The organism is Robiginitalea aestuariiviva, assembly GCF_029537735.1.
GTDB classification, from domain to species: domain Bacteria; phylum Bacteroidota; class Bacteroidia; order Flavobacteriales; family Flavobacteriaceae; genus Robiginitalea; species Robiginitalea aestuariiviva.
On sequence record NZ_JARPUQ010000002.1, the window covers coordinates 314,915 to 340,370 of the forward strand.

Here is a 25,456-nt window from a genome sequence, read left to right on the forward strand (position 1 = left end):
TGGGGGCGCTGCATCCATTTAAATAATCCCCCAGTCCATCGCTTTTTTGATCATGCCCACGGAGTTTTTAACCTCCATTTTTACAAAGAGGTTCCTTTTATGGGTGGCCACGGTATTGGTGCTTACGAACAGCTGGTCCGCAATTTCCTGGGTGGTGAGTTCCTGGGCGATCAGTTTCACCACCTCAATTTCCCGCTTGGTGATCATGGGGATGGCCCCTTCTTTGGCTTTGGGATGATCCGTCAGGCTTTCGATCATTTTTTCGGTCAGGTGGCTGCTGATGACCTTTTTCCCTTCATGGGCGTCCTTTATCCCCTGGATCAGGTAATCCTTGGACGCATTCTTTAGCAAGTACCCGGTAGCCCCGGCTTTAAACAAAGAGGTGATTATACTGCCTTCGTCATTGGTGGTCAGCATGATGATTTTCAAGTCCGGAAATGCCTTTCTGGCGTGCATGGTGGTTTCCAGCCCGTCCATAACCGGCATTTGAAGGTCCAGCAGCAAGACGTCTACCGGTTCTTTTTTAAGGAACTCCAGGGCTTCCAGGCCATTGCCTGCCGTGCCTACTATGTCCAGTGACCTGTCTTTGGCCAGGATGGCCTTTAATCCATCCACCATAATCTGGTGGTCGTCCGCGATAAGTACCTTGATCTTTTCCATACGCTATTATTGATTTAGCCGGGCCTGGTCCGTATCGGTTAGGGGGATATTGATCGTCACCAGCGTACCCACCCCCGGCCGGCTGTTGAGGTCCAGCGTGCCTCCTATAAATTCGGTCCGGAAGGCCATGCTCTTCAGGCCCATGCCTTTCTCTTTTTCCGCCGCATGCAGGTCAAACCCTATCCCATCGTCTTCTATGGTGAGGTCAAACCAGTCTTCGCTATAGGTAATCTGCACCAAAACCTCCGTGGCCTGGGCATACTTTACAATGTTATTCATGGCTTCCTGCACAATCCGATAAAGCATCACGTTGGTGGTATCGTCAAAAATCCTTTCGGTACCGTGTACCTGGAAATCTGCCTGGAACCCGTGAATGGCGTCCATTTTCAGGACCATATCCTCCAGGGCCCGGCGAAGCCCCAGTTTCTTAAGGGATTGCGGCATCATTTCGTGGGCAATCTTCCGCACCTCGGTACACGCTTCATCGATCATCTGGCTGGCGGTGCCATAGATCCTTTTGGAATTCTGGTCGTCGAAATTGATTTGTAAACTGCCAATGTTCACTTTCAGGCTCGACAGGAGGTTGCCCAACCCGTCGTGCAGGTCACGGGCAATGCGGGTGCGCTCGTTTTCCTGCCCCTCCAGCATGGAGCGCATGGAGATGATCTGCTGTTCCCGATGCACCTCATGGAGTTTTAACTTTTCGGACTTGATGCGATTCTTAAAATAGAGAAATCCGGATAAAGAGACCAGGAGCAACCCTATCAAAGAAAATAACAGCAGATTCACCCGCTGCTGGGATTTTTGATTGGTTACCTCTTCTTCAAGCAACTGTATCCTTAACTGGTCCGTTTCGAACCGAACCTTCATATCCGCAAAGGCTTCCAGGCTGCTTTCACTTAGTTTGGACGCTTCCTGCATACGGGTTTGCCGTTCCAGGATGTCATAGGCGGCCTTATAGTCCTGGTACAAAAGGTGTTTCTGGCGCCGCACATCCTGGATGTAATTCTGCAACCCCATCCGCTCCGCAAGTCCCGGGGCTTGTTCGGCCGTTAAAATCAGGTCTGTGGAATGCGCAAAGCCATGCGCCTGGATCGAATCAAACAGGGCGGTGGTATCCAGGCCTTTCCCGGCAGCCTCATACATCATCGACGCCACGCTTATCATCGATTCAACCACCCCGATATTCTGTGCCTGCTTCCGGTGTTTATAGCCTTCAAAGTAGTTGGAGATGGCTGCCCCCAGATCCCCGTTTAACCGGTGGCATTCCCCCATACCCTGGTAGAGCCGGGCAATATCGATATGGGCTATGGGGTCCTCACTTAACCGGTACTTCAGGGCCTGGCGATACTTTTTCAGGGCCTCCCCCGGGTTGCCCCCGGTGTATTCGGCTACAGCCCAATTATTCAGGATGCCTGCCTTGCGTTCTTCGTCCGGGATACGGGAAAAAAAATCATACGCGTTCTGAAAGGCGCGCATCGACTCCTCTATAGCACCGTATTCCAGTAGGATTACACCCCGGGTGTCGGCCACGTTTCCCAGGCCATACAGGTCATCGATGCGTGTGAAATAGGATGCGGCACTATCGAGGTAGGCCGTTTTCCGGTCCATGGCCTCCAGCTTCAGGCACCAGGCCAAGCGGTGGAAAGACTTGCCGATCAGTACCGGGCTGTTCAGTTTCCGGGCCAATTCCAACCCCCGGGAAGCATAGTCTTCTGCGGCATCCCCGGCATACAACAGATAGGCAATCCTGAGATAGGTCTCGCATTTCAGGGAGTCTTCCGGCATCGAAACAACCACGGAGCGCAAGCTGTCCAATTCACTGGACTGACCGCGCATCAGGACAATACTGAAGAGCATTAAAAAAATACATAGCCTTTTTGCGCCCATGCCGGTTTTTGTTTCGGTAAAAATCAGTGCCCCACATGCCCGTTTGGCAAGCACGTTCACCAGGGCCCTAATAAGGGGTTCGAATAAAGTCAAAGGTATTTAATTCCAAATTTCCGGCAATCCCTAAAGCAATGATTATCAGACTCACACAATTGTGTGATGCGGCCTCTGAGGGTTCTGTGATTTTTAAGAATCACAGTATAGGGTGTAAAATATCCCAGAGATCAAATCTAAATTTGAACTATTGGAAATCAACGAGTTAAAGCTCTTTTTAATGCTGTAACCCATGGCGAACCAAATTACTTATGCCGCGATTAACCGACAGGTCCCCTTCGAGGGGGCACCGGGGACCCTTCTGGATATCTCCATCAGGAATAAAATCCCACACCTGCACGAATGCGGCGGCAATGGCATCTGCACTACCTGCAGGATCCGGATTCTGGAAGGTTCCCAGAATTTAAGCCCCAAGACGGAGTTTGAAAAAACCAGTTCGCATGTTCGGAAGTGGGACCCTTCCATTCGCCTGGCCTGCCAGGCCAGGCCTCGGGGAGACGTCACCATCCAACGCCTGATCTGGTCCAGCGGGGAAGTCAACAACCTGCAAAAGGAACTGGTGCCCACCGGCAGGGCCGAGGAACGGCCCATCGCCATCATTTTCTGCGACATCCGGAATTTCACCAACCTCTCTTCCCACAACCTGAACTTCGATATCGCTTATATGCTGAACAAGTTCTACACCGCCCTGGGCGAGCCTATCCTGATGAACAACGGGGTTATTTACCAGTATGTAGGGGATGAAATTATTGGCGTTTTCGGGACCACGGGCGGCACGGCCCGAAAAAACTGCGAGGATGCCATCCGGGCGGCCCTGGGCATGCAATACGCCCTGGATGCCCTGAACCGCTCAGATTTAAAGGACATCGACATCAAACTCAAATCCGGGATCGGCATCAACTTTGGCACCGCATTTATCGGCCACCTGGGCCACCCCACGCACAAACAATTCTCCGTGATTGGCGATCCGGTCAATGTGGCCAGTAGGATACAGAATGAAACCAAGGTTACCGGCACCAACATCCTGATCTCCGATACCGTGCTGGCCAATGTGGACAAGGATATGATCGTAACCGGGCGAGACTTCCTGAACCAGGTGGCCGGCAAGGACGACCCGGTAAAACTGTATGAGCTGCTGGGCTTCCGGGAGATGGATCTGCAGCTGGAGTTGCAGGCATCCATGAACCTGATGCTGGAAGACGAGGAAGCGTTTGCTAAAATCTTCTATGAAAAAGTCTTTACCCTGGCACCCCATGTGCGGAACCTGTTTCGGAATAATATGACCGACCAGGGGAGGCTGCTTACCCATATGCTGGGGGGCATTGTGTATTCCCTGTCCAGGCCGGAACACCTGAAAAGGGGCCTGTCCAAACTGGGCCAGAGCCATGTACATTACGGGGTGAAGGATGAATACTATCCCGTGGTAAAGCAGGCCATGCTCGAAACCATAGACCAGGTACTGGGGGAGGCACAATCCCCCCAGGCCCTGACCGCCTGGGGCACCGCCCTGGATTTTGTGATTGAAGCCATGAGATCCGGTGCTCATGTACATGCTTGATTCATTGCAACCTATCAACCTCTTATAATTTAAAACTGAAAACATGTCAACAAAAACCAAGGTAAAGGAGCTTTCCAAATCGGATTTGGAAGCTTTTGCCAGCCAGATCAGAGGGGATGTCATATTCCCTGAGGATGAGAAGTACAACCAGACCCGGAAGGTCTACAATGCCATGATAGACAAGCGTCCAGGTCTGTTTGTAATGTGCGTGGACGTAGCCGACGTGATCTATGCCGTCAATTTTGGCCGGGAACACAACCTGCTGGTCGCTGTGCGCGGCGGGGGCCACAACGGCGGGGGCCTGGGGTTGTGTAACGACGGGATGGTCATAGACCTCTCCGGCATCAAATTCGTGCATGTAGATACGGACCAGCGCACCGTGAGGGTGGGCGGGGGCAATGTATGGGGCGAGGTAGACCACGCCACCCATCCGTTTGGCCTAGCGGTACCCGCCGGGATTATTTCCAGCACCGGCGTTGGGGGGCTTACTCTGGGCGGCGGGGTAGGATACCTGTCGCGAAAATACGGCCTCACCATAGACAACCTGCTTGAGGCAGACATGGTGCTGGCCGACGGCTCCTTTGTTACGGTGAATGCCAACCAAAATGCCGATTTGTTCTGGGCCATCCGGGGCGGGGGCGGCAATTATGGCATTGTAACTTCTTTTAAATTCCAGGCCCACCCGGTGAAAACGGTGGTGGGAGGCCCTACCCTGTGGCCTATTGAGCGGATAGATGAGGTGATGGCATGGTACCACGATTTTATCCATAAAGCCCCGGACGAGTTGAACGGCTTTATCGCAACCCTGGTGATCCCGGGCCCGCCCTTCCCGGAATCCCTGCACAACAGGATGTTCTGCGGTATTGTCTGGGCGTATCTGGGCGACCCTGCCCGGCAAGAGAAGGTGTTCAAACCCGTCATGGCGATGGAGCCGGAGTTCCACCATGTGGGCGAAATGCCCTATCCCTCCCTGCAAACCCTCTTTGACGGTATGCTGCCTCCGGGCCTGCAGTGGTACTGGCGTGCCGATTACTTCCAGGAACTGGGGCCGGAAGTGCGGGCCCAGCACCTGGAATTCGGTTCCAGGATCCCCACGCCCCTTTCGCAGATGCATCTCTACCCGATTAGCGGGGCCGCCGGCCGGGTGGGGAAGGAAGATACGCCCTGGGCCAACCGGGATGCCTTATACGCCGGGGTGATTGTGGGGGTAGACCCGGACCCCGCCAATGCCTCCAAAATCACGGACTGGTGCAAGGACTACTGGGAAGCCCTGCACCCGTATTCCACCGGCGGGGCCTACCTGAACTTTATTATGGACGAAGGGCAGGAACGGATCAAGGCCAGCTACAAAGGCAATTATGAAAGGCTTGCAAGAATCAAAAAGAAGTACGATCCCGGGAATTTCTTCCGGGTAAACCAGAATATCGTTCCCGCGGAATGAGAGCGAAATCCCCTGCTTGGCAGGGGATTTTGTTTTTCTGATTTCGGATAGATTAGACTAGGGGCAGGATTACCTACGGTGATCCTGAGTGTGCTCCCGCCTGAAAATGCAAACCCAGCACGGCCGCAGGCCGTGCGGGTTTGTTTTCCGTCCCCACTTTCAGACGCAAGCGCCTGACGCGGGTCCGAAAAACAAAACCCCGCAACGAGAGTTGCGGGGTTTGCGCTTTAAGTGACCACGCCAGATTACGCCGCTTCGCGTCGTTTTCCTGACGATCCCGTAGTCTAAATGAAAAGCTCGCCAAACTATCGTTTGGCTTCTTTTTTCGCCCTCCCTTCGGCAATCAAGCAAGTTTGTTGCCGCGCTCAGACGAAAAAAGCCCGCCTTGCGGGCGAGCTTTTCATTCTTAAGTGACCACGCCAGGATTAGTTCCTGATCCATGTCTAAGACCCTTCTGCAAATAGGAAACCTTGCAAAGCCATTAGGCTTTGCGGTTCTTTTTTCGTCCCCGCCTTACAAAAGCGAACTTTTGACGCCGGGTCCAAAAAAATAACCCCGCTCCAAGGAGCGGGGTTTCCTGCTTGATGTGACCACGCCAGGATTCAAACCTGGAACCTTCTGAGCCGTAATCAGATGCGCTATTCAGTTGCGCCACGTGGCCGATGGGTTTCCCTTAAAAAGGGATGCAAATATATTTCTTTTTACTTTTAAGGCAAAATATCAACCGCGGGTTTTACATGAATTTTAAAGCGCATATCCGGGACGTGCCGGATTTTCCTGCTCCGGGCATTGTTTTTAAGGATATTACCACCCTGCTGGAGCACCCGGAGGCATTCCGGGCGGCGGCGGATGCGCTGCTGGCCTTTGCCGATGGGCTGGAAGTAGACAAGGTGGTGGGCATTGAAAGCCGCGGGTTTTTCTTTGCGCCCTTGCTGGCCCGCGAACTGGGGGCGGGGTTTATCCCGGCCCGCAAGCCGGGCAAGCTCCCCAGGCGCACCCAGCGGCAGGATTACGAACTGGAGTACGGGACGGATGCCCTGGAGCTTCATGCGGAGAGCATTTCCCCGGGAGATAAGGTTTTGGTGCACGACGACGTACTGGCCACCGGGGGTACGGCCCGGGCCCTGTGCGACCTGGTAACCGCCCTGGGCGGGCAGGTGGTGCAATGTAATTTCCTGATAGAACTTACCTTCCTGGGCGGGCGGCAGAAGCTGGAAGGCCTCCCCCTGAAGGCCTTGGTGCGCTACTGACCCAGGGCATTACGCGTTACGTAATACCGCCAGCCAATCAGGGCCAGTTGCCATTTGCGGGCTTTGGCCAGGTCCAGCTGCCTTTTACTCAGGGAAGGCAGGAGCCATTTGTTGAGGCGGGCCAGGAGGCGGAAGAGGGTTTGCTTCATACCCCCAAAGATACTCGGTAAAAAAGAAAGGCTGCCCGCGGGCAGCCTTTCCTCGTGTTGGGGTTTGGCGCGGCGCTCAGAACAGGACCGAAATCAGGGCGATAACGAATTGCAGTACATATTTGGCGAGGGCGATCATAAGGCGGGAGTTTTTTGGAATTAGTGCTGTTATTGATTGTTCGTTGAGGGCCGAATATATGAGGAGGCGCAAATGGCCTCCAAATATTTTCTCTTAAAATAATGGAATTAAATACATTATTGTAAGTAATAAAATCCTTTAAACAACAATATGTAACCTTTTTCTCTACGATTGGGTTACATATATTAATTGTTCAGTTCCTTTGAGGTTATAAAGTATCGGTTTTCAAGGGCCTTTTTGCGGGTATTTTGGATTTTCTAGGCGAAAAACGGGTCAAAAAAGGCCGTTTTAATGGGGTTGCATTTTTTCCCATTAAAAAAGCCGGGCACGGTGCCCGGCTTTTTCATGCGCAACGGGATGGGTGGCATTTACTTTTTGGTGGTAATCAGGATCACCCCGTCTTTGGCTTTTTTGCCATAGGCCTCAATGGCTTTTTCGCCTTTAAGGACTTCGATGTGGTCAATGTTGTCCGGTGAAAGTGCCTTCATTTTTTTCTCGCTGGCCTTTTTGCCGTCAATATAGATCAGGGGTTGGCCGCCGTCCCCGGCTTCCACAAAGAAAAAGCTGCCGGTTTTAGGGGAAATCACCTCCAGGTCCGCCTCGTTATCGGATTCCTTCATGATCATCACTTCGGTTTGCACATTGTCCTTGTTGGCTTCCCGGATCCGGATTTTCTGAACCTTGCCTTCCTCCAGGCCTTCCTGCATCTGTTCGAATTCCGCCTCGCTGATCTGTTTCCCATCCATGATAATGACCTGTTCCCCGTCCTCTTCGCGGATTTCCACGGTATGGGTAATGGCCCTTCCATGTGGGATTTCCTCAATCTCCTGGCTTTCGCCGTCCCGCTTTACATGAATCTTGTGGATCTGTATATCCGCATCGGAATCTGCGTCGATTTCCTTGAGCTTCACCAGGATTTTTTTGGCGGTGCCCCCGGCTTTCAGGGTTTCGGCGTCCACTTCCTCCTCATTGATGAAGTAGACATTTTTACCGGATACCTCGTGCACCTTAATCGTTTCCTCTTCCGCTCCGTCTCCGGTTTTATATACCCAAACATGGGTGTTTTTATCCCCTTCCGGGCTGCTCAGGTGAAGGGTATGCCCTTTTTTGGATACCTGGCTGGCCTCGCCAATAAAGATGCCCCCTTCGGTATTGATCCGGATTACAATGTTTCGGATGGGTTCTTCCTCGCTAATGGCATAGGTGCCGCTAAAGCTGTCCCCCTTCTCGGATTTGCCCTTGATATCTAAATCGATGCCGGTGATTTCACCCTTTGCATTGCGAACGGTGGTATAGCTGAAATCCGCCCCTTCCGCAGCCATTTTTGCTTTGATCTCCAGCAGCTGCTCGTCCGAGGTGTCTTTGCCAATCACGAATTCCAGGACTTTTTCTGCCGTTGCAGCCTGAGGCGGGGTGCCTTCCAGCACATAGACGGTACGAACGTTAAAGGCCATCAGGAAGATGCCCAGTACGGGCAGGATAATCAGGTGTTTCAGGCGCCGGGCGCTTTTGGATTGGTTTTGTTGTAACATAAGGATTCGTTTTTTGATGAATGAACTATAAAAGGTGTTAACCAGGGGAGGCGAAAGCCTGTTCCCCGCTGAGACCCGGAGCAGGGCGTACTGGTACGCCTTTACCGATCTGGTGCGGGCCACGGTATGGGCGTCCGCCAGGAACTCCAGGTTTTGTTGGATGCTTTTCAGGTACCACCAGCTTATGGGGTTGGCCCAGAGGACTACGGCGGCCAGGCGCCCCAGCAGGATATCCAGGGAATGGTAAGCTGCAGCATGGGCCCGTTCGTGTTCCAGGATCAGTTCCAGTTCCCGTTCCTGATGCCGGTCCGGGTTGTAAAAGATGTACCGGAAGAAGGAGAAGGGGGCGTCTACCTGCCGGCTGGGCAGGTACCGGAATTTCCCCCGGGGTTCCGCCCGGTGGCGGTGCACCAGGCGCAGGATGCTCCAAAGCTGCCAAAGCAGGAGGGTTAACCCCAGGCCGGCCCCGGCCAGGTACCCCCACCCCAGGTAGGTACCCCAGGACAGGGCCGGTGCCGCTTCCGCTGCCTGCAGGGCGCCGGAAGCAGTGGATTGGGATCCTGCCGTGGCGGTCAGGGTTACCGTACGGGTAAATTCTACCAGGGGCAGCACCAGGGCTGCGGCCAGGCCTGCCAGCAGGTAAGCGCGGTTCAGGCCAAAGTGCGTTTCCCGTTTCAGGTAGGTCTGGTAGGAGAGGTAGAAGAGCCCCAGAATGGCGGAGGCCTTCAACAGGTACATGCCAAGCGCTTCCATCAGTCTTTTTGTTTTTCGATGTGTTGGATAATTTCCCGCAATTCGTCTGCGGAAATTTTTTCTTCCCGTGCAAAAAAGGAAACCAGGCCTTTATAACTGTGGTCGAAGAAATCCGCCAGGGTTTCGCCTATGAACTCCTTTCGATAGGCCTCTTTGGTTACCGTTGGGAAATACCGGTGGGTGTTCCCAAAGGCCTCATGGCCTACATATCCTTTTTCCTCCAGGTTGCGCACCATGGTAGACAGGGTATTGTAGTGGGGCTTGGGTTCCGGGAAATCGGCGAGCAATTCTTTAACGAAGGCTTTTTCGCGTTTCCAGAGGAGCTTCATCACTTCCTCCTCCTTATTGGTGAGTTTATGCATGGGGTGCGGTTTAAAGACTGCCGATAGGACCCGGGTGGGTTCACCACCCGGTGCCTCCGGCGGCAGGAACACAACGGTTCGTTTTTGATTGCAGGACAAACATAACGAAATGTTTCGTTAAGCAACTATAAAAATAGTTAAAAAACTATAAAAGTAGTAGAAAGCCCTGTGGCCCGGGCGCGGGAAGTATGCAGGCGGTATGGTATCTTTACGTCAAATCCCTAAAATGACGGAATCTTTTTACGTGCTCGCCGGGTTGGCCCTGCTGGTCCTGGGCGGCAATAGCCTGCTCAAGGGGGCGGTGGGTTTGTCCATGCGGCTCAACATCCCGCGCATCATAATCGGGATGACGGTGGTGTCCCTGGCTACCTCCGCCCCGGAACTTATTGTAAGTGCCAACGCGGCCCTGGAAGGCTTCCCGGACCTGGCCCTGGGGAATGTAATCGGCTCTAACATCGCCAACCTGGGGTTGGTGCTGGCGGTAACCCTGCTCATTGGGCATGTGGAAGTGCGCCCCAGTTTTTATGTCACGGACTGGCCCATGCTTATGCTGGCTTCCCTCTTGTTCTACGGTTTCCTGGCCTGGGACGGAGTGCTGGGCAGGGGAGAGGGTGCTGTTATGGTAGGGGTACTCTTCCTTTTTCTGATCTACCTGCTCCGCTTCCAGAAACCCGTGGTGGCCCAACCCCCGGAGGCGGCCCTGTCTTCCAAACCGCTTACCCTGGTGCTGGCCCATCTGGCCGTGGGCGGGGTGGCCCTTTGGGGCGGGTCTGAACTGCTGATTTCCGGCGCCGTGGGCCTGGCTGGTATCTTCGGGGTAAGCGAACGGGTAATTGGGATCACGGTAGTCTCTGTGGGTACCAGTATCCCCGAGCTGGCCGCCTCGGTCATTGCTATGGCCCGCAAAGAAAAAGCCATTTCCGTAGGCAACCTGATAGGCTCCAACATCTTCAACCTCCTGGCGGTACTCGGGATTACCGCCCTGATTACCCCCATCCCCGTGGTAGACACCCGTTTGCTGGACTCCGATGTGTTCTGGATGCTGGGGATTTCCTTCCTGATCCTGCCCCTGGTGTTTTTTCCCAAAGGCCTGCGCCTGGGCTGGCGCGACGGGCTGGTGTTGCTGGCCACCTATGCCACCTTTTTATACTTTACTCTGTAACCCCATAAAAAAACCCGGCCGATGGGCCGGGTTTCCTTATAATTAAGGATCGCGCAATTACTTGATGTCTGCGCTCTCCACAGTTTTGATGATGCGGGCGGCCACTTTGTACGGGTCCGCGTTGGAAGCCGGGCGACGGTCTTCCAGCCAGCCTTTCCAGCCTTTCTCCACAGTCATGATCGGGATCCGGATGGACGCGCCACGGTCGGATACCCCATAGCTGAATTCATGAATGGAAGCGGTTTCGTGTTGCCCGGTCAGGCGCAGGTCGTTTTCGTCTCCGTATACCGCAATGTGCTCTTCCGTTACAGGACGGAAGGCCTCGCATACTTTTTCGTATACCTCCTTGGAGCCGCAGGTACGCAGCAGGGTGTTGGAGAAGTTGGCGTGCATGCCACTTCCATTCCAATCCCCACGAACCGGTTTGGGGTGGTATTCAATGTACCAGCCGTAATCTTCGGTCAGGCGGTCCAGCAGGTAGCGGGCTACCCAAACCTGGTCCCCGGCGTTCTTGGCACCTTTGGCGAAAATCTGGAATTCCCACTGGCCGCAGGCTACTTCCTGGTTGATGCCTTCAAAGTTCAGGCCGGCCTCCAGGCAGTAATCCGCATGGCGCTCCACTAGTTCCCGGCCGTGGGTGTTCTTGCCGCCCACGGAGCAGTAGTAGAGCCCTTGGGGACCGGGGTATCCGCCATGGGGAAAGCCCAGGGGCAGGTCGGTATGGGTGTCCATGATAAAGTATTCCTGTTCAAAGCCAAACCAGAAATCGTCATCCACATCGGAATCGATGGTTGCGCGGGCATTGGAAGGGTGGGGCGTGCCGTCCGGGCTAAGGACTTCGCACATCACCAGGAAGCCGTTCTCGCGCCCCGGGTCGGGGTAGATGGCTACCGGTTTCAGGAGGCAGTCAGAAGAACCGCCCTCCGCTTGTTTTGTGGAGGAACCGTCGAATGCCCAAATGGGGCAGTCCTCCAGCTTCCCGCTGAAATTGTCCTCAATCTTGGTTTTACTTCTGAGGTTGGCTGTGGGGGTGTATCCGTCCAGCCAGATATACTCCAATTTTACTTTGCTCATGATTCCGAAGAGTTTATTGTTGATTATAATTTTGACCGTCAAAAATAAAGTTTTTGATCACTCATCCATAGTCCGAAGGGGGTATATTATCAAAAAAAGCACAATAATTATTAACACCCCCTTTTTTGTGGGGGGATATTGCTGAAAAAATAATTTTAGGGGCGTTCAGTACGAAATGTGTAATTTTACCGGCTACCACTTCAAATCTGGATGTCATGCACCGATTTCAGAACCCCGACCTGACTGGTCCGAACCCCGCAGAACCGGGCGCTGCCCGACGTTCCGAGACCTTTGCTTCTCACGTCTTTAACGAGGCCCGGATGCTGCAATACCTGACCGGGGACGCCTATAACAGCGTTAAAAGCGCGATTTTTTCCGGTTCCAAGATCGACCGGAAGATCGCAGACCAGGTGGCGGAAGCCATGAAGGCCTGGGCTATCAGCATGGGGGCCACCCACTATACCCACTGGTTCCAGCCCCTTACGGGAGCCACGGCGGAAAAGCACGACGCCTTCTTTGACCTGTTGCCGGACGGGCGGGCCATCGAAAAATTTGGTGGGGGCCAGCTGGTGCAACAGGAACCGGATGCCTCCAGTTTCCCGAGCGGGGGGATCCGCAACACCTTTGAAGCCCGCGGCTATACCGCCTGGGACCCGACTTCCCCGGCCTTTATTTACGGCAGCACCCTCTGCATCCCCACGGTTTTTGTCTCGTACACCGGGGAGGCACTCGATAATAAAACACCTTTACTGCGTGCCCTGCATGCCGTGGATGAAGCGGCCACCTCCGTGGCCCGGTATTTCGATAAAAATGTTTCCAAGGTGAACGCTACCCTGGGGTGGGAGCAGGAGTATTTCCTGGTGGATGCCCAACTGGCGCGCACCCGCCCGGACCTGATGCTTACGGGGCGTACCCTGCTGGGGCAGGCCGCCGCCAAGGGGCAACAGCTGGACGACCATTATTTTGGGGTGATACCTGGGCGGGCCTTTCGCTTTATGCGGGATTTGGAAGGGGAGTGCATGCAGCTGGGTATCCCCGTAAAAACCAGGCACAACGAGGTGGCGCCCAACCAGTTTGAACTGGCGCCCGTCTTTGAGGAGGCCAACCTGGCGGTAGACCATAACCTGCTGCTGATGGACCTGATGGAGAAGATTGCCGAACGCCATGGGCTGAAGGTGCTTTTCCACGAAAAACCCTTTGCCGGCATTAACGGTTCCGGGAAGCACAACAACTGGTCTTTGAGTACCGATACGGGCACCAACCTGCTAAGCCCGGGGAGCACGCCCATGAAGAACCTGCAGTTCCTGACCTTCTTTGTGAACACCATCAAAGCCGTAGACCGGTACGAGGAATTGCTGCGGGCCTCCATCGCTTCGGCCAGCAACGACCACCGGCTTGGGGCTAATGAAGCCCCCCCGGCCATCATCTCCATTTTTATCGGTTCCCAGCTCACCCAGGTGCTGGACGAACTCGAGGGGGTATCCCAGGGCAAGCTTTCGCCCGAGGAAAAAACGGAACTGAAACTGAATGTGGTGGGCAAGATCCCCGAGATCCTTTTGGACAACACGGACCGCAACCGCACTTCCCCCTTTGCCTTTACGGGGAATAAATTCGAGATCCGCGGGGTGGGGGCCAAGGCGAATTGCGCCAAGCCCATGACCGTACTCAATACCATTGTGGCCCGCCAGCTTACCGAGTTCCGGGAAGAGGTGGACAAGCTCATCGACAAAAAGAAACTGAAGAAAGACGAGGCCATCTTTAACGTGCTTCGCGAATACATCAAGTCCAGCAAACGCATCCGTTTTGACGGGGACGGTTACAGTACCCAGTGGGAGCAGGAAGCCGCGCGCCGCAAACTCAGCAACAACAAAAATACCCCGGAGGCCCTGCAGGTGCTCACCTCGGCCGAAAGCCTGGACCTCTTTGCCCGCACAAGTGTCCTGACAGAAAAGGAAATTCGCGCCCGGCAGGAGGTGGAACTCGAGACCTATATCCTGCAGACCCAGATTGAGGGGCGTGTCCTGAGCGAGCTGGTCTATGGGCACATCATCCCAGCCACGGTGGCTTACCAGAACAGCCTGCTGACCAATATCCACGGCATGAAGGAAGTATACGGGGCTGCCCACAAACCCCTGGCCGAAGCCCAGCTGGGGATCCTGGAACAACTCTCGGAACACCTGCAGGCCGTTCGCAAGCAGACCGATGCCATGACCGAGGCCCGTAAACGCGCCAATGCTATGAGCGATATCCGCAAGAAAGCCAAGGCCTATTGCGAGGCGGTGCTCCCGTATTTTGAGCAGATCCGCCATCATGCAGACCGTCTGGAACGCCTGGTGAGCGAAAAGGAATGGCCCCTGGCCAAGTACCGGGACCTGCTCTTCATCAAATAGGGAGTTGCCGGTCCGCGGGATTCCCGTATTTTTGCCCAAACCGATTGATATGGGATCCAACGCTTCCGAACGCTACCAGAAAAGGGGGGTATCCGCCACCAAAGACGACGTCCACAAGGCCATTGCCAAAGTAGACAAGGGCCTGTTTCCCAAGGCGTTTTGCAAGGTGGTGCCGGATTACCTCACGGGCGACCCGGACTACTGCCTGGTGATGCATGCGGATGGCGCGGGCACCAAATCTTCCCTGGCGTACATGTACTGGAAGCAAACCGGAGACCTTTCCGTCTGGAAAGGAATTGCCCAGGATGCCCTGGTGATGAACCTGGACGACCTGCTCTGCGTGGGGATTACCGATAACATCCTGTTGAGTTCCACCATTGGCCGGAATGCCAACAAGATTCCCGGCGAGGTGATTGCCGCCATCATACAGGGTACGGAGGAACTGCTGGAGGACCTGGCTGGCCAGGGGGTGCGCATCCACAGCACCGGGGGGGAAACCGCCGATGTGGGCGACCTGGTACGAACGGTTATCGTAGATTCTACCGTAACGGCTCGCATCCGCAGGGATGCCGTAATCGACAATGCCCGCATCCGGCCTGGAGACGTTATTGTGGGGCTGGCCTCCTATGGGCAGGCGACTTACGAGTCCGAATATAACGGGGGGATGGGGAGCAACGGCCTCACTTCCGCCCGCCACGACGTTTTTGAAAAGGCACTGGCCAAGGCCTTTCCCGAAAGTTTTGACCCCGAAGTGCCTGCAGACCTGGTGTATTCCGGCAGCGTGGGCCTTACCGACCCGGTGCCCGGGGTGCCCCTGGACGCCGGCAAACTGGTGCTTTCCCCCACCCGCACCTATGCCCCGGTTGTGCGAAAGGTGCTGGAGGAACTGGGTACCGAACCCATCCATGGGATGGTGCACTGCAGCGGCGGGGCCCAGACCAAGGTACTGCACTTTGTGGAAGGGGTGCATGTGGTGAAGGACAACCTCTTTCCCGTACCCCCGCTCTTTGAGCTCATCCAGCGGGAATCCGGGACCTCCTGGAAGGAAATGTACCAGGTGTTCAACTGCGGCCACCGCATGGAATTCTATGTGCCCGAGGCCGTAGCCGGGCAGCTCATGGCCATTTCCGAAGGTTTCGGCATTGAAGCGCGCATTGTGGGCCGGGTAGAAGCGGCCCCCCGTACCGGGCTTACCATTCAATCTGCCCAGGGGACCTTTACCTATTGACCCATACTTTTTTCCGGCCTTTCCCGTTCTTGAAGGAGGGAACTTCCCAAAAAAAAAGAACGTTATGGAACGGAAAGCTTTTTTGCGCAGCCTTGGCGCAGGCGCGGCCTTTGCCCTGGTATTCCCATGTACGCAGGGGTGTACCAAAGGGCCTGAATTAAAGACGGAGCCCATCCCGGAAGGGGTGGATTTTACGGTGGACCTGAGCGGCCCCGACGGCACGGCACTGCAAAATCCCGGCGATTTTATCCTGAGGAATTTTGTGGTGGTGGCCCGGAACCTGGAAGGGAATTTTGTGGCGGCCAGCCAGATCTGCAGCCACCAGCAAACGGACCAGGTGCGCTTTGTGACCAGCCAGGGGGGGATTTTTCAATGCTCCACCCACGGATCCCAGTTCAACCAGAGCGGCACCCCCATTAATGCGGTTACCAGTAACCCGCTGAAGATTTTCCAGACCCAGCTTAACGGCAACCTCCTTCGGGTATTTGAATAGTTGAGATACCGGGTTTTCCGGGGAGCGGAATCCCTCCGGCAAGCGGCCGGTCGGGAAGGGTTGCGCATGCCTGCTGCCCGTGTGCCTGACGGTGTAAATCCATCCAAAAATCGTACCTTCGCGCCAAACCCATCCCGCAGCAATGCTCGATAAACTCAACATCGTAAAACAGCGCTTCGACGAGGTCTCCGACCTGATTATCCAACCGGATATCATCGCGGACCAGAAACGGTACGTGCAGCTTAACAAGGAGTACAAGGACCTGAAAAAGCTTATGGACAAGCGGGACCTGTACGTGCGCCTGCAGGACCGAATTGCGGAGGCGGAAGAAATCCTGGCGGACGGAAGCGATGCCGAAATGGTCGAAATGGCTAAGCTGCAACTGGATGAATCCCGGGAGGCCCTGCCGCCCCTTGAGGAGGAGATCAAATTGTTGCTGATTCCCAAAGATCCGGAAGATGCCAAGGACGTGGTCATGGAAATCCGGGCCGGTACCGGCGGAGACGAGGCCAGTATTTTTGCCGGCGACCTGTTTCGAATGTATACCAAATACTGCGAATCCAAAGGCTGGCGCACCAATGTTATTGATTTAAGCGAAGGGACCAGCGGTGGCTTTAAGGAAATCCACTTCGAAGTAAGCGGGGAGGATGTATACGGCACCCTGAAATTCGAAGCCGGAGTGCACCGGGTGCAACGGGTGCCCCAGACTGAAACCCAGGGACGGGTCCATACCAGTGCCGCCACGGTGATGGTGTTGCCCGAGGCCGAGGATTTCGATGTACAAATAGACCCCAAGGATGTGCGGATCGATTATTTCTGTTCGTCCGGTCCCGGCGGGCAGTCTGTGAACACCACCTATTCCGCGGTTCGCCTTACCCACATCCCCACCGGCCTGGTGGCCCAGTGCCAGGACGAAAAATCCCAGCACAAAAATAAGGACAAGGCCTTTAAGGTATTGCGTTCCCGCCTGTACGACATGGAACTGGCCAAGAAGCAGGAAGAGGATGCTGCCAAGCGAAACTCCCAGGTGAGCAGCGGGGACCGTTCGGCCAAGATCCGGACCTACAACTACCCCCAGGGCCGGGTGACCGACCACCGCATTGGCCTGACCCTCTACGACCTGCAGAACATTATAAACGGAGACATACAGCGCATTCTGGACGAACTGATGCTGGTGGAAAATACAGAGAAGCTCAAGGAAGCTTCCGAGATCCTCTGATGATGACCCTGGAACACCTCGAACAGCACATCCGCCGGAAATCGTCCTTCCTCTGCGTGGGACTCGATACGGACCTGGACCGCATCCCGGCCCACCTGAAAGACCTCCCGGACCCTATTTTTGCCTTCAACAAGGCCATTATAGATGCCACCCGGGACTATTGCGTGGCCTATAAGCCCAATTCGGCTTTTTACGAGGCCTACGGGGCGGCAGGGTGGCAGGCGCTGCAGCGCACCATCGAATACCTGAACGCCACCTGCCCGGACCACTTTACCATTGCCGACGCCAAAAGGGGCGATATCGGCAACACGGCCACGCGCTATGCGAAGGCGTTTTTCGAAACCCTGGATTTTGATGCGATTACGGTAGCGCCCTATATGGGGCGGGATTCGGTTGAACCCTTTCTGGCCTTTGAGGGGAAGTATACCATCCTGCTGGCCCTGACCTCCAACCCGGGGGCCTTCGATTTCCAGACCCTGCAGACGCCCGGTGGTATGGTTTGCGAACGGGTGCTGGAAGAGAGCCTGGGCTACCAGGGGGCAGAACGCCTGATGTTTGTGGTGGGGGCTACCAAGGCGGAATACCTGGCAGAGATACGCAAGCGCGCTCCTAAGTCATTTTTGCTGATCCCGGGCGTAGGTGCCCAGGGGGGCAGCCTGGAAGAGGTATGCCGGTACGGATTAACGGAGCAGGTGGGGTTGCTGGTTAATTCCTCCCGCGGAATTATCTATGCCTCCAGTGGCCAGGACTTTGCGGAAAAAGCAGCCGAAAGTGCTGCCGACCTGCAGGCGCAGATGGCAAAGCTTTTGTGAGCGGATCAGGGGCTTACAGCAGGCTGTTCAGCAACCGTTCCACCTTTCTGGCCTTGAGCTCCAGAAAATTCCCGAACTGGGCATTGGAGGTTTTAACCTCGGCTGCCCGCTCCCTGAAATAGCGGTATTGGTTTTGCAGTAATGCGATCCCTTTTCGGCCTTCGGCCAGGGGGTGACTGGCCCCTACTTTGCAGAATTGTTGATTCATAGCACCCGTTTTTACAAATATACGATCCAAACCGGCTTTTGGATTAGAAAGGAGGGGTATATTTATCTAAAATTCAAGCGATTTGTCTATTTTTTAACACCAATGCGTCCCGGGGGTTTCCCGGTACTCGAAAACCCAGACTATGTTCAGATCTTTTTTATGGCTTTCCCTGCTGCTGACCTCACTACAGCTTGCCGGGCAGGAACCCGGAACACCCCCTTGCGCCTGTTGCCAGCCGGAACACCAGGCCTTTGATTTCTGGATCGGCTCCTGGGAGGTCCGCGATGCCTCCGGAAAACGCCTGGGTACCAACCGGATTGAAAAGCAACAGGGCGGCTGCCTCTTGCAGGAACACTGGGTGGGGGCCGGCGGGCAATCCACCGGCAGCAGTTTTAATTACTTCAACAGCAAGGAAGGCCGGTGGGAGCAACTGTGGGTGGATCGCTCCGGCACGGTCCTTAAGTTGTACGGTAACGGGGATGGCAACCGGATGGTCCTTACCTCCGAGCCTTTTCAGCGGGAAGGGCAGGCCCCGGGGCAGCATCGCATTACCTGGAGCCTCAGGCCGGACGGGACCGTACGGCAGCATTGGGAGGTTCTGGCAGGAGGGGAGTCCGTACAGACGCTCTTTGACGGGATCTATACCCGTATGCCCCAGGGGGAATAAAAAACCCCGGTTCTCGGGAACCGGGGTTTTCCAAACTAACTAACTCAAAAAATACTAACTCAAATAATTCGGTGGCAAAGTTCCATTCCGGGTGTTACTCCTGTTTTAAGCCTGGGTTAAACCCCCGTGAAACTGCATGCATTTACAAAACTAACGCAGGCAGACAAGGGTTTAGTATACAAGCGATTATGTTTTTTTGACCGGACGCAATTTATGGCCCCCCGGTGTAAGTGTCCTGCAGGGCAAACACCCGGCGCATCAGGTCCGAGCTGCGGGCACCGATATTTTTGCGAATCCGGACCTCTTCCTGCCCGATGGCCCGGTAGACCCCCTTCAGGGCTTCCCCGGTCACGTAATCCGACAGGTCCGGGTTAACCGGCTGTACCAAAGGGATGCGGTTATAGCGGCCTATGAGGTTTTCCCAGACCTGGTCTGCCCCGACCTTTTGGAAGGAGGTCTCGATAACTGGCAAAAATCGCGTATACAGGGCTTGCTGCGTTTTGTCCTGCAGGTAGGTGGTAGCGGCCGAATCCGGGCCCATCAGGATGTTGCGGGCATCGGTAAAGGTCATTTGTTTTACGGCATCCACAAATATGGGGGTGGCCGTACCTACGGCGTCCTCGGCGGCCCGGTTCAGGAGTTTCAGGCCCTCGTCCGCCAGGTCGTCCAGGCCAATATCCCGGAGGGTGCGGTCTACTTTGCGCAGGGGTTCCGGCAACAGGATGCGATAATCCGGGTTCCCGAAAAACCCGTTTTCCGCCCCCAGCTTAACCACCTGTCGGTCTATGCCCTGATCCAGGGCCTCCTGCAGGGCGGCGGCAATCTGCTCCTGGCTTACCGGCCCGCCGGCCGGCCATTGGTCCAGGACCTGTTGGAGTTCCCCGCATCCGGCCAGGGCCAGTGCGAGCACGGTAATTGCTATACGTTTGAACATGGGTAGTGTTTTAGAAATAAACGGCCGGGGCGGGGATTTTCGTGTACGCCTTCCCGGGATCAGGCAAAGATCACCGTCTTATTGTTGTAGACCAGGGTCTTATGGTCCAGGTGCAGGGCTACTGCACGGGCCAGCACCATTTTTTCCAGGTCCCGGCCCTTGGCGATAAAATCCGCTACACTGTGAATATGCGATACGGGGGTCACGTCCTGGGCAATGATGGGCCCTTCGTCCAGGTCTTCCGTAACGTAATGGCTGGTAGCCCCGATAATTTTCACCCCACGTTCAAAGGCGGCATGGTAGGGTTTGGCCCCGGCAAAGGCCGGCAGGAACGAATGGTGGATGTTGATGATGCGGTTGGGGTAGGCCGCGATCACCGGCGGGCCCACAATTTGCATGTAGCGCGCCAGGACAATGAAGTCTACCTGGTGGGCGGCCAGCAGTTCCAGCTGCCGGGCTTCGGCCGCAGCCCGGGTTTCCCGCGTAATGGGGATGTGGTAGTAGGGAATCCCGAACTGCTTCGCGATAGGCTCGCAATCCGGGTGGTTACTCAGGATAAAGGGGATTTCTACACGGAGTTCCCCTGCCTGGTAGCGCCCCAGCAGGTCGTAGAGGCAGTGGACGTATTTGGAAACGAACAGGGCCATGCGGCTGGCCCGGTCCAGGTGAAGGGACCAGGTCATTTCAAAAGGCCGGGCCAGGGTTCCTGAAAAGGCGTCACGGAAGGCGGATGCGTCCCAGGCGCCGGCATCGAAGTCCGCCTCCAGCCGCATGAAGAATACCCCGGCCTGCCGGTCTACGTGTTCATCCAGGTAAACAATATTACCGCCCTCTTGCTGGATCAGGCCCGTAACCGCGTGGATAATCCCGGGTTGGTCCGGGCAGTGGATGAGCAGGGTAGCGCGCATGCAGATCATTTTGGCGATAAAAGTAAGGGAATGGCAAGGGAATTGGCGGAAGGCGTATTATTTTTGTAAAATCCCGAGGGATTCCCCGGTTTTATTTGGAATATGATAAATATGCCGCCGGAATGGCGGCCCTCATTATGGAAGCTGCAAAACCCTACACCCCTGTCCACAAAGTACGAATGGTTACGGCCGCCTCCCTCTTTGACGGTCACGATGCGGCCATCAACATCATGCGCCGCATCATCCAGGCCACCGGGGTGGAAGTGATTCACCTGGGTCACGACCGCAGCGTATCCGAAGTGGTGGACTGCGCCATTGCAGAAGACGCCAACGCCATTGCCATGACCTCCTACCAGGGCGGGCACAATGAATATTTCCGGTACATGCACGACCTTCTGGAGGAACGCGGGGCCGGACATATCAAAATCTTTGGCGGGGGCGGGGGCGTGATCCTCCCGGAGGAGATCCGCGAGCTCATGGATTATGGGATTGAACGCATCTATTCCCCGGACGACGGGCGTGAAATGGGGTTACAGGGGATGATCAACGACCTGGTGTCCCGCTCGGATTACGATGTATCTGCCGTGGCCCTGCCCGAATCCAAATCCATTGCCGAGGGCCTGCGGCAGCAGGACCCCATGGTCCTGGCCCGCCTGATCAGTATGGCCGAAAACCAGCCCGAGGCCTATGCCAGGGTACGGGGACAGCTCCCGAAACCCGAAACCGTGCCGCCAGTGCTGGGCATAACCGGTACGGGGGGCGCCGGCAAGAGCAGCCTGGTGGACGAACTGGTGCGCCGCTTTTTGGCGGATTTCCCGGACCGGAAACTGGGGATTATTTCAGTGGATCCTTCCAAGCGTAAAACCGGCGGGGCCCTGCTGGGCGACCGCATCCGCATGAATGCCATCCACCACCCCAATGTCTATATGCGTTCCCTGGCCACCCGCCAGTCCAACCTGGCCCTCTCCCGTTACGTACAGGAGGCAGTGGAGATCCTGAAGGCTTCAGGTTTTGACCTGATCCTGCTGGAAACCTCCGGCATTGGGCAGTCCGATACGGAAATCCTGGAGCATTCCGATTGCTCCCTCTATGTGATGACCCCGGAATTCGGGGCGGCCACCCAGCTGGAGAAAATCGATATGCTGGACTTTGCGGACCTGGTGGCCATCAATAAATTCGACAAGCGCGGAGCCCTGGATGCGCTGCGGGATGTTAAAAAACAATACCGCCGTAACCATGGGATTTGGGAAGGTGAAGACGATGACCTCCCGGTTTTCGGGACCATTGCCTCCCAGTTTAACGACCCTGGCATGAACCGCCTGTACCGGGCGGTGATGCAGGCCCTTGCCGGGCGCGGGGCCGATTGGGCCCACCCGGGTACCCCAATGGGGTCGGAAATGTCCGAAAAGATCTTTATCATCCCCCCGGCCCGCACCCGCTATCTTTCCGAGATTGCCGAGAACAATCGCAGTTATGACGTTCGGGCCCGGCAGCAGGCGGTCGTAGCCGAACGCCTCTATGGCTACCATCAGTCACTCTGCGCCCTGGCCGGGGCAGACCCGCAGGCCTCATGGATGCCCTTTGCCGGGCCGGAGGGCCTGGACCTGGAGGGGCTTTTGCAACAGGCTAAAGAGGCGCAGCGGCCAACGGTGCGGGCCCTGGGTGAGGCCTTTGAGCAGGAGCGCAAAAACCTGAACCCCCACCATTGGGATTTCCTGCTGGGATGGGGTGGAATGAAGGCGCAGTATGCCGGGCCCGAATACCGATTTGAGGTCCGCGGTAAGGAAATCCGCATTGAAACGCATTCCAAATCCCTGTCCCACCTGGACATCCCCAAGGTGGTCCTGCCGCGGTACCGCAGCTGGGGAGACCTGCTGCTCTGGGCCCTGCAGGAAAATGTTCCGGGGGCATTTCCCTACACCGCCGGGCTGTACCCCTTTAAGCGCAAAGGAGAAGACCCGACCCGGATGTTTGCAGGCGAGGGCGGGCCGGAACGCACCAACCGCCGTTTCCATTACCTGAGCCTGGAGATGCCGGCCAAGCGGCTGTCTACCGCCTTCGATTCGGTAACCCTCTACGGCCACGACCCGGGCCACCGCCCGGATATTTATGGCAAGATCGGAAATGCCGGGGTTTCGATTTGCTGCCTGGACGACGCCAAAAAACTCTACAGCGGGTTCGACCTAAGCGACCCCCTCACCTCGGTAAGTATGACCATTAATGGCCCCGCCCCCATGCTTTTGGGCTTTTTCCTGAATGCAGCCATCGACCAGAATTGCGAGAAGTATATCCGGGAGCATGGCCTGGAACAGGAAGTAGACGCCAAGAAAGCGGCATACTTTAAAGGCAGTGGGACCACCCCGCCCGAATATCGGGGGGACCTGCCCGAAGGTCATAACGGGCTGGGGCTGTACCTGCTCGGGATCACCGGAGACCAGGTCCTGCCCGCGGAGGTTTATGCCGGTATCAAGGCCGAGACGCTCCGCCAGGTGCGCGGTACCGTTCAGGCCGATATTCTGAAGGAAGACCAGGCCCAGAATACCTGCATCTTTTCCACGGAGTTTGCTCTGCGGCTCATGGGGGACGTACAGGAGTATTTTATCCGCCATCAGGTGCGTAACTTCTACTCGGTTTCTATCTCGGGCTACCACATTGCCGAAGCCGGGGCCAACCCCATCACCCAGTTGGCCTTTACCCTGGCCAACGGGTTTACCTATGTGGAATATTACCTGAGCCGGGGGATGGACATCAATGCCTTTGGCCCCAACCTCTCTTTCTTCTTCTCGAACGGTATAGATCCGGAATATGCCGTAATCGGGCGGGTGGCCCGCCGAATCTGGGCCAAGGCTCTGAAGGAGAAATATGGGGCAGACCCCAGGGCGCAGATGCTCAAATACCACATCCAGACCTCGGGCCGTAGCCTGCACGCCCAGGAGATCGATTTTAATGATATCCGCACTACGCTGCAGGCCCTTTATGCCATCTATGACAATTGTAATTCCCTGCATACCAATGCCTACGATGAGGCTATAACCACGCCTACGGAGGAATCCGTGCGCCGGGCCATGGCCATTCAGCTCATCATTAACAAAGAGCTGGGGCTGGCCAAGAACGAAAACCCCTTGCAGGGGGCCTTTATCATTGAGGAGCTTACCGAACTGGTAGAGGAAGCCGTGCTTTCAGAATTTGACCGCATCACCGAACGGGGCGGGGTGCTGGGCGCCATGGAAACCATGTACCAGCGTTCGCGCATACAGGAGGAAAGCCTGCATTACGAAACCCTGAAGCACTCCGGGGCCTATCCCATTATTGGGGTGAATACTTTCCTGAATTCCAAAGGGTCGCCCACGGTTCTGCCCGCAGAGGTAATCCGCGCTACGGAGGAAGAGAAACAGGCTCAGATTGCCACCCTGGAACGCGTGCACGCCCAGCATGGGGAGGCCGCCCGGGAAGGTATCCGGCAATTGCAAGCGGCCGCAGTGGAAAACGCCAACATGTTCGACGCCCTGATGGAGGTGTGCAAAACGGCCTCCCTGGGCGAGGTCACCCAGGCGCTCTTCGAGGTAGGCGGGCAGTACCGCCGCAACATGTAGGGGTTAATCCAGCAGGCTTTTTCGCCATTTCTTGAAACTCCGGCGAAAGTGCTTCACTTCTTCCCGGAGCAGGTCCAGGTATTCCCGTTCCCGCACTCCGTCTTTTTCCAGCCCGCGGCAATACATGGCCAGGTTTTGGATCATGACCTGTATAAAGTGAATGCTGTGCTGGCGGGTGAGCATAGAGGTGGTCCCTTCTGCCCGGGCAATCTGCTGGGGAATCAGGATGGCATCCGTAAGCAGGGAATCGGCCATCTGATCGCGCAGGCTGTTGGATTTAGCCAGGGTAAGCAGGTCTTTGTTGTAGGTCACAAAGGAGGCAATTTCCCGGCTCATAGTCCGCAGGGATAAGGCTTGGCGGTATACCGGCAGGTCTTTGATGCGCTGGTAGGACATCTTCTTTTTCAATTTTTCATAAAGATACGGGCCAATCCAGGGCTATATTATTTGCTTTATAAATGAAATAAGCTATCTTGCCTTATAATATTAGGTATTTTATAAAATTTGATATGGATTATAAATTGGATTCGCTGCATTGGAGTATCCTGGGTGCCCTGCAGAAGAACGCCCGGGCTTCCCTGGCCGGCATTGGCAGGGCGATTGGCCTGACCCCCCCGGCCGTGGCCGAACGGGTTAAGCGCCTGGAAGACCTGGGGGTGATTGAGGGATACTGGGCTTCCGTATCCCATACCAAGGCCGGGTACCAGCTCAAGGCGATTATTACGCTGCGCGCCTTTATGGGCAAGCTCAAGCCCTTTCTGGAGCAGGTCAAAACCCTGGAGGAGGTTATTAACTGTTATCGGATTACCGGGAACGAAAACATCATTATGGAAGTGGTCTTGAGGGACCAGTTCCACCTGGAGCGTTTTATTGACCGCCTGATCCAGTATGGGGAGACCCGAACCCACATCATCCTGTCGGAAGTAATTTCCAATGCCCCTATACGCAGGCTTTCGCCCACGGAAGAAACCCAATAGGGA

22 protein-coding genes and 1 tRNA gene are annotated in these 25,456 nt (G+C 55.6%); 12 read left to right on the forward strand and 11 right to left on the reverse strand.

What is annotated here, in order from left to right; translation table 11 throughout:
• Nucleotides 1-18: 18 nt before the first annotated feature.
• Together OZ410_RS08085 and OZ410_RS08090 are read right to left on the reverse strand one after the other, a co-directional pair.
• Nucleotides 19-660 carry a response regulator gene (locus OZ410_RS08085; protein WP_277707443.1) on the reverse strand — a complete coding sequence of 214 codons (642 nt, stop codon included), beginning with the start codon at nt 658-660 and terminating at the stop codon, nt 19-21.
• Nucleotides 661-666: 6 nt separating this feature from the next.
• The gene (locus OZ410_RS08090) at nt 667-2,520 is read right to left on the reverse strand and encodes a tetratricopeptide repeat-containing sensor histidine kinase (protein ID WP_277707444.1); all 1,854 of its coding nucleotides are present in this window, start codon (nt 2,518-2,520) and stop codon (nt 667-669) included.
• 316 nt (nt 2,521-2,836) lie between these two features.
• On the opposite strand from OZ410_RS08090, the gene OZ410_RS08095 reads away from it, so the two are divergent.
• Nucleotides 2,837-4,162, forward strand: a complete 1,326-nt coding sequence (locus OZ410_RS08095) for an adenylate/guanylate cyclase domain-containing protein (protein ID WP_277707445.1) — start codon at nt 2,837-2,839, stop codon at nt 4,160-4,162.
• Between the two features lie 43 nt (nt 4,163-4,205).
• Complete coding sequence (locus OZ410_RS08100; protein ID WP_277707446.1) at nt 4,206-5,603, forward strand: FAD-binding oxidoreductase; 1,398 nt, start codon at nt 4,206-4,208, stop codon at nt 5,601-5,603.
• 587 nt (nt 5,604-6,190) lie between these two features.
• On the opposite strand, the gene OZ410_RS08105 is transcribed toward OZ410_RS08100, so the two are convergent.
• Nucleotides 6,191-6,264, reverse strand: a tRNA-Arg gene (locus tag OZ410_RS08105).
• Nucleotides 6,265-6,340: 76 nt separating this feature from the next.
• Between OZ410_RS08105 and OZ410_RS08110 the strand changes: the two genes are divergently transcribed.
• Complete coding sequence (locus OZ410_RS08110) at nt 6,341-6,853, forward strand: adenine phosphoribosyltransferase (RefSeq protein ID WP_277707447.1); 513 nt, start codon at nt 6,341-6,343, stop codon at nt 6,851-6,853.
• On the opposite strand, the gene OZ410_RS08115 is transcribed toward OZ410_RS08110, so the two are convergent.
• The 3 genes from OZ410_RS08115 to OZ410_RS08125 form a co-directional block, all read right to left on the reverse strand.
• A complete protein-coding gene (locus OZ410_RS08115; protein WP_277707448.1) occupies nt 6,847-7,002 on the reverse strand; it encodes an SsrA-binding protein in 156 nt (51 codons plus the stop codon). The two genes, OZ410_RS08110 and OZ410_RS08115, sit on opposite strands and share 7 nt — an antisense overlap.
• 507 nt (nt 7,003-7,509) lie before the next feature.
• On the reverse strand, nt 7,510-9,426 hold the full coding sequence (locus OZ410_RS08120) for a M56 family metallopeptidase (RefSeq protein ID WP_277707449.1): 1,917 nt from the start codon (nt 9,424-9,426) through the stop codon (nt 7,510-7,512).
• Nucleotides 9,426-9,788, reverse strand: coding sequence for a BlaI/MecI/CopY family transcriptional regulator (locus OZ410_RS08125; RefSeq protein ID WP_277707450.1), 363 nt, complete (start codon nt 9,786-9,788; stop codon nt 9,426-9,428). Before OZ410_RS08125 ends, OZ410_RS08120 begins: the two co-directional genes overlap by 1 nt.
• Before the next feature lie 226 nt (nt 9,789-10,014).
• Here OZ410_RS08125 and OZ410_RS08130 point away from each other — a divergent pair, with 226 nt between their 5' ends.
• Entirely contained in the window at nt 10,015-10,950 is a 936-nt protein-coding gene (locus tag OZ410_RS08130) for a calcium/sodium antiporter (protein WP_277707451.1), read from the forward strand.
• Between the two features lie 57 nt (nt 10,951-11,007).
• Here OZ410_RS08130 and OZ410_RS08135 read toward each other — a convergent pair whose 3' ends face one another.
• Nucleotides 11,008-12,024, reverse strand: coding sequence for a glutamine synthetase beta-grasp domain-containing protein (locus OZ410_RS08135; RefSeq protein WP_277707452.1), 1,017 nt, complete (start codon nt 12,022-12,024; stop codon nt 11,008-11,010).
• Between the two features lie 215 nt (nt 12,025-12,239).
• Between OZ410_RS08135 and OZ410_RS08140 the strand changes: the two genes are divergently transcribed.
• From OZ410_RS08140 to pyrF, 5 genes are all read left to right on the forward strand, one after another.
• A complete protein-coding gene (locus OZ410_RS08140) occupies nt 12,240-14,414 on the forward strand; it encodes a glutamine synthetase III family protein (RefSeq protein WP_277707453.1) in 2,175 nt (724 codons plus the stop codon).
• Nucleotides 14,415-14,463: 49 nt separating this feature from the next.
• Nucleotides 14,464-15,642, forward strand: coding sequence for an AIR synthase related protein (locus OZ410_RS08145; protein ID WP_277707454.1), 1,179 nt, complete (start codon nt 14,464-14,466; stop codon nt 15,640-15,642).
• A 64-nt stretch (nt 15,643-15,706) separates the two neighbouring features.
• The gene (locus OZ410_RS08150) at nt 15,707-16,135 is read left to right on the forward strand and encodes a QcrA and Rieske domain-containing protein (protein WP_277707455.1); all 429 of its coding nucleotides are present in this window, start codon (nt 15,707-15,709) and stop codon (nt 16,133-16,135) included.
• Between the two features lie 142 nt (nt 16,136-16,277).
• On the forward strand, nt 16,278-17,354 hold the full coding sequence (prfA, locus tag OZ410_RS08155) for a peptide chain release factor 1 (protein WP_277707456.1): 1,077 nt from the start codon (nt 16,278-16,280) through the stop codon (nt 17,352-17,354).
• Nucleotides 17,355-17,356: 2 nt separating this feature from the next.
• A complete protein-coding gene (pyrF, locus tag OZ410_RS08160) occupies nt 17,357-18,166 on the forward strand; it encodes an orotidine-5'-phosphate decarboxylase (protein ID WP_277708354.1) in 810 nt (269 codons plus the stop codon).
• Nucleotides 18,167-18,179: 13 nt separating this feature from the next.
• On the opposite strand, the gene OZ410_RS08165 is transcribed toward pyrF, so the two are convergent.
• Nucleotides 18,180-18,374 (reverse strand): hypothetical protein, encoded by a 195-nt coding sequence (locus tag OZ410_RS08165; RefSeq protein WP_277707457.1) that lies wholly within the window; start codon nt 18,372-18,374, stop codon nt 18,180-18,182.
• 142 nt (nt 18,375-18,516) lie between these two features.
• Here OZ410_RS08165 and OZ410_RS08170 point away from each other — a divergent pair, with 142 nt between their 5' ends.
• Complete coding sequence (locus tag OZ410_RS08170) at nt 18,517-19,041, forward strand: hypothetical protein (protein WP_277707458.1); 525 nt, start codon at nt 18,517-18,519, stop codon at nt 19,039-19,041.
• A 211-nt stretch (nt 19,042-19,252) separates the two neighbouring features.
• Here the strand turns inward: OZ410_RS08170 and OZ410_RS08175 are convergent, their stop codons facing one another.
• Both OZ410_RS08175 and purU read right to left on the reverse strand, forming a co-directional pair.
• The gene (locus OZ410_RS08175; RefSeq protein WP_277707459.1) at nt 19,253-19,975 is read right to left on the reverse strand and encodes a DUF4197 domain-containing protein; all 723 of its coding nucleotides are present in this window, start codon (nt 19,973-19,975) and stop codon (nt 19,253-19,255) included.
• Nucleotides 19,976-20,034: 59 nt separating this feature from the next.
• Nucleotides 20,035-20,883, reverse strand: coding sequence for a formyltetrahydrofolate deformylase (gene purU, locus OZ410_RS08180; protein ID WP_277707460.1), 849 nt, complete (start codon nt 20,881-20,883; stop codon nt 20,035-20,037).
• 137 nt (nt 20,884-21,020) lie between these two features.
• On the opposite strand from purU, the gene OZ410_RS08185 reads away from it, so the two are divergent.
• The gene (locus OZ410_RS08185) at nt 21,021-24,476 is read left to right on the forward strand and encodes a methylmalonyl-CoA mutase family protein (RefSeq protein ID WP_277708355.1); all 3,456 of its coding nucleotides are present in this window, start codon (nt 21,021-21,023) and stop codon (nt 24,474-24,476) included.
• Between the two features lie 3 nt (nt 24,477-24,479).
• Here the strand turns inward: OZ410_RS08185 and OZ410_RS08190 are convergent, their stop codons facing one another.
• Complete coding sequence (locus OZ410_RS08190; protein ID WP_277707461.1) at nt 24,480-24,884, reverse strand: hypothetical protein; 405 nt, start codon at nt 24,882-24,884, stop codon at nt 24,480-24,482.
• Nucleotides 24,885-24,985: 101 nt separating this feature from the next.
• On the opposite strand from OZ410_RS08190, the gene OZ410_RS08195 reads away from it, so the two are divergent.
• Complete coding sequence (locus OZ410_RS08195) at nt 24,986-25,453, forward strand: Lrp/AsnC family transcriptional regulator (RefSeq protein WP_277707462.1); 468 nt, start codon at nt 24,986-24,988, stop codon at nt 25,451-25,453.
• The last annotated feature ends 3 nt before the right edge of the window (nt 25,454-25,456 follow it).

Coding starts and splice junctions, on each gene's coding strand:
- OZ410_RS08090 (WP_277707444.1), bottom strand. CDS start 2,520: ATGCTCTTCAGTATTGTCCTGATGCGCGGTCAGTCCAGTGAATTGGAC.
- OZ410_RS08115 (WP_277707448.1), bottom strand. CDS start 7,002: ATGAAGCAAACCCTCTTCCGCCTCCTGGCCCGCCTCAACAAATGGCTC.
- OZ410_RS08175 (WP_277707459.1), bottom strand. CDS start 19,975: ATGTTCAAACGTATAGCAATTACCGTGCTCGCACTGGCCCTGGCCGGA.
- OZ410_RS08195 (WP_277707462.1), top strand. CDS start 24,986: ATGGATTATAAATTGGATTCGCTGCATTGGAGTATCCTGGGTGCCCTG.
- OZ410_RS08145 (WP_277707454.1), top strand. CDS start 14,464: ATGGGATCCAACGCTTCCGAACGCTACCAGAAAAGGGGGGTATCCGCC.
- purU (WP_277707460.1), bottom strand. CDS start 20,883: ATGCGCGCTACCCTGCTCATCCACTGCCCGGACCAACCCGGGATTATC.
- OZ410_RS08150 (WP_277707455.1), top strand. CDS start 15,707: ATGGAACGGAAAGCTTTTTTGCGCAGCCTTGGCGCAGGCGCGGCCTTT.
- prfA (WP_277707456.1), top strand. CDS start 16,278: ATGCTCGATAAACTCAACATCGTAAAACAGCGCTTCGACGAGGTCTCC.
- OZ410_RS08170 (WP_277707458.1), top strand. CDS start 18,517: ATGTTCAGATCTTTTTTATGGCTTTCCCTGCTGCTGACCTCACTACAG.
- OZ410_RS08125 (WP_277707450.1), bottom strand. CDS start 9,788: ATGCATAAACTCACCAATAAGGAGGAGGAAGTGATGAAGCTCCTCTGG.
- OZ410_RS08085 (WP_277707443.1), bottom strand. CDS start 660: ATGGAAAAGATCAAGGTACTTATCGCGGACGACCACCAGATTATGGTG.
- OZ410_RS08110 (WP_277707447.1), top strand. CDS start 6,341: ATGAATTTTAAAGCGCATATCCGGGACGTGCCGGATTTTCCTGCTCCG.
- OZ410_RS08100 (WP_277707446.1), top strand. CDS start 4,206: ATGTCAACAAAAACCAAGGTAAAGGAGCTTTCCAAATCGGATTTGGAA.
- pyrF (WP_277708354.1), top strand. CDS start 17,357: ATGACCCTGGAACACCTCGAACAGCACATCCGCCGGAAATCGTCCTTC.
- OZ410_RS08165 (WP_277707457.1), bottom strand. CDS start 18,374: ATGAATCAACAATTCTGCAAAGTAGGGGCCAGTCACCCCCTGGCCGAA.
- OZ410_RS08120 (WP_277707449.1), bottom strand. CDS start 9,426: ATGGAAGCGCTTGGCATGTACCTGTTGAAGGCCTCCGCCATTCTGGGG.
- OZ410_RS08185 (WP_277708355.1), top strand. CDS start 21,021: ATGGAAGCTGCAAAACCCTACACCCCTGTCCACAAAGTACGAATGGTT.
- OZ410_RS08140 (WP_277707453.1), top strand. CDS start 12,240: ATGCACCGATTTCAGAACCCCGACCTGACTGGTCCGAACCCCGCAGAA.
- OZ410_RS08095 (WP_277707445.1), top strand. CDS start 2,837: ATGGCGAACCAAATTACTTATGCCGCGATTAACCGACAGGTCCCCTTC.
- OZ410_RS08135 (WP_277707452.1), bottom strand. CDS start 12,024: ATGAGCAAAGTAAAATTGGAGTATATCTGGCTGGACGGATACACCCCC.
- OZ410_RS08130 (WP_277707451.1), top strand. CDS start 10,015: ATGACGGAATCTTTTTACGTGCTCGCCGGGTTGGCCCTGCTGGTCCTG.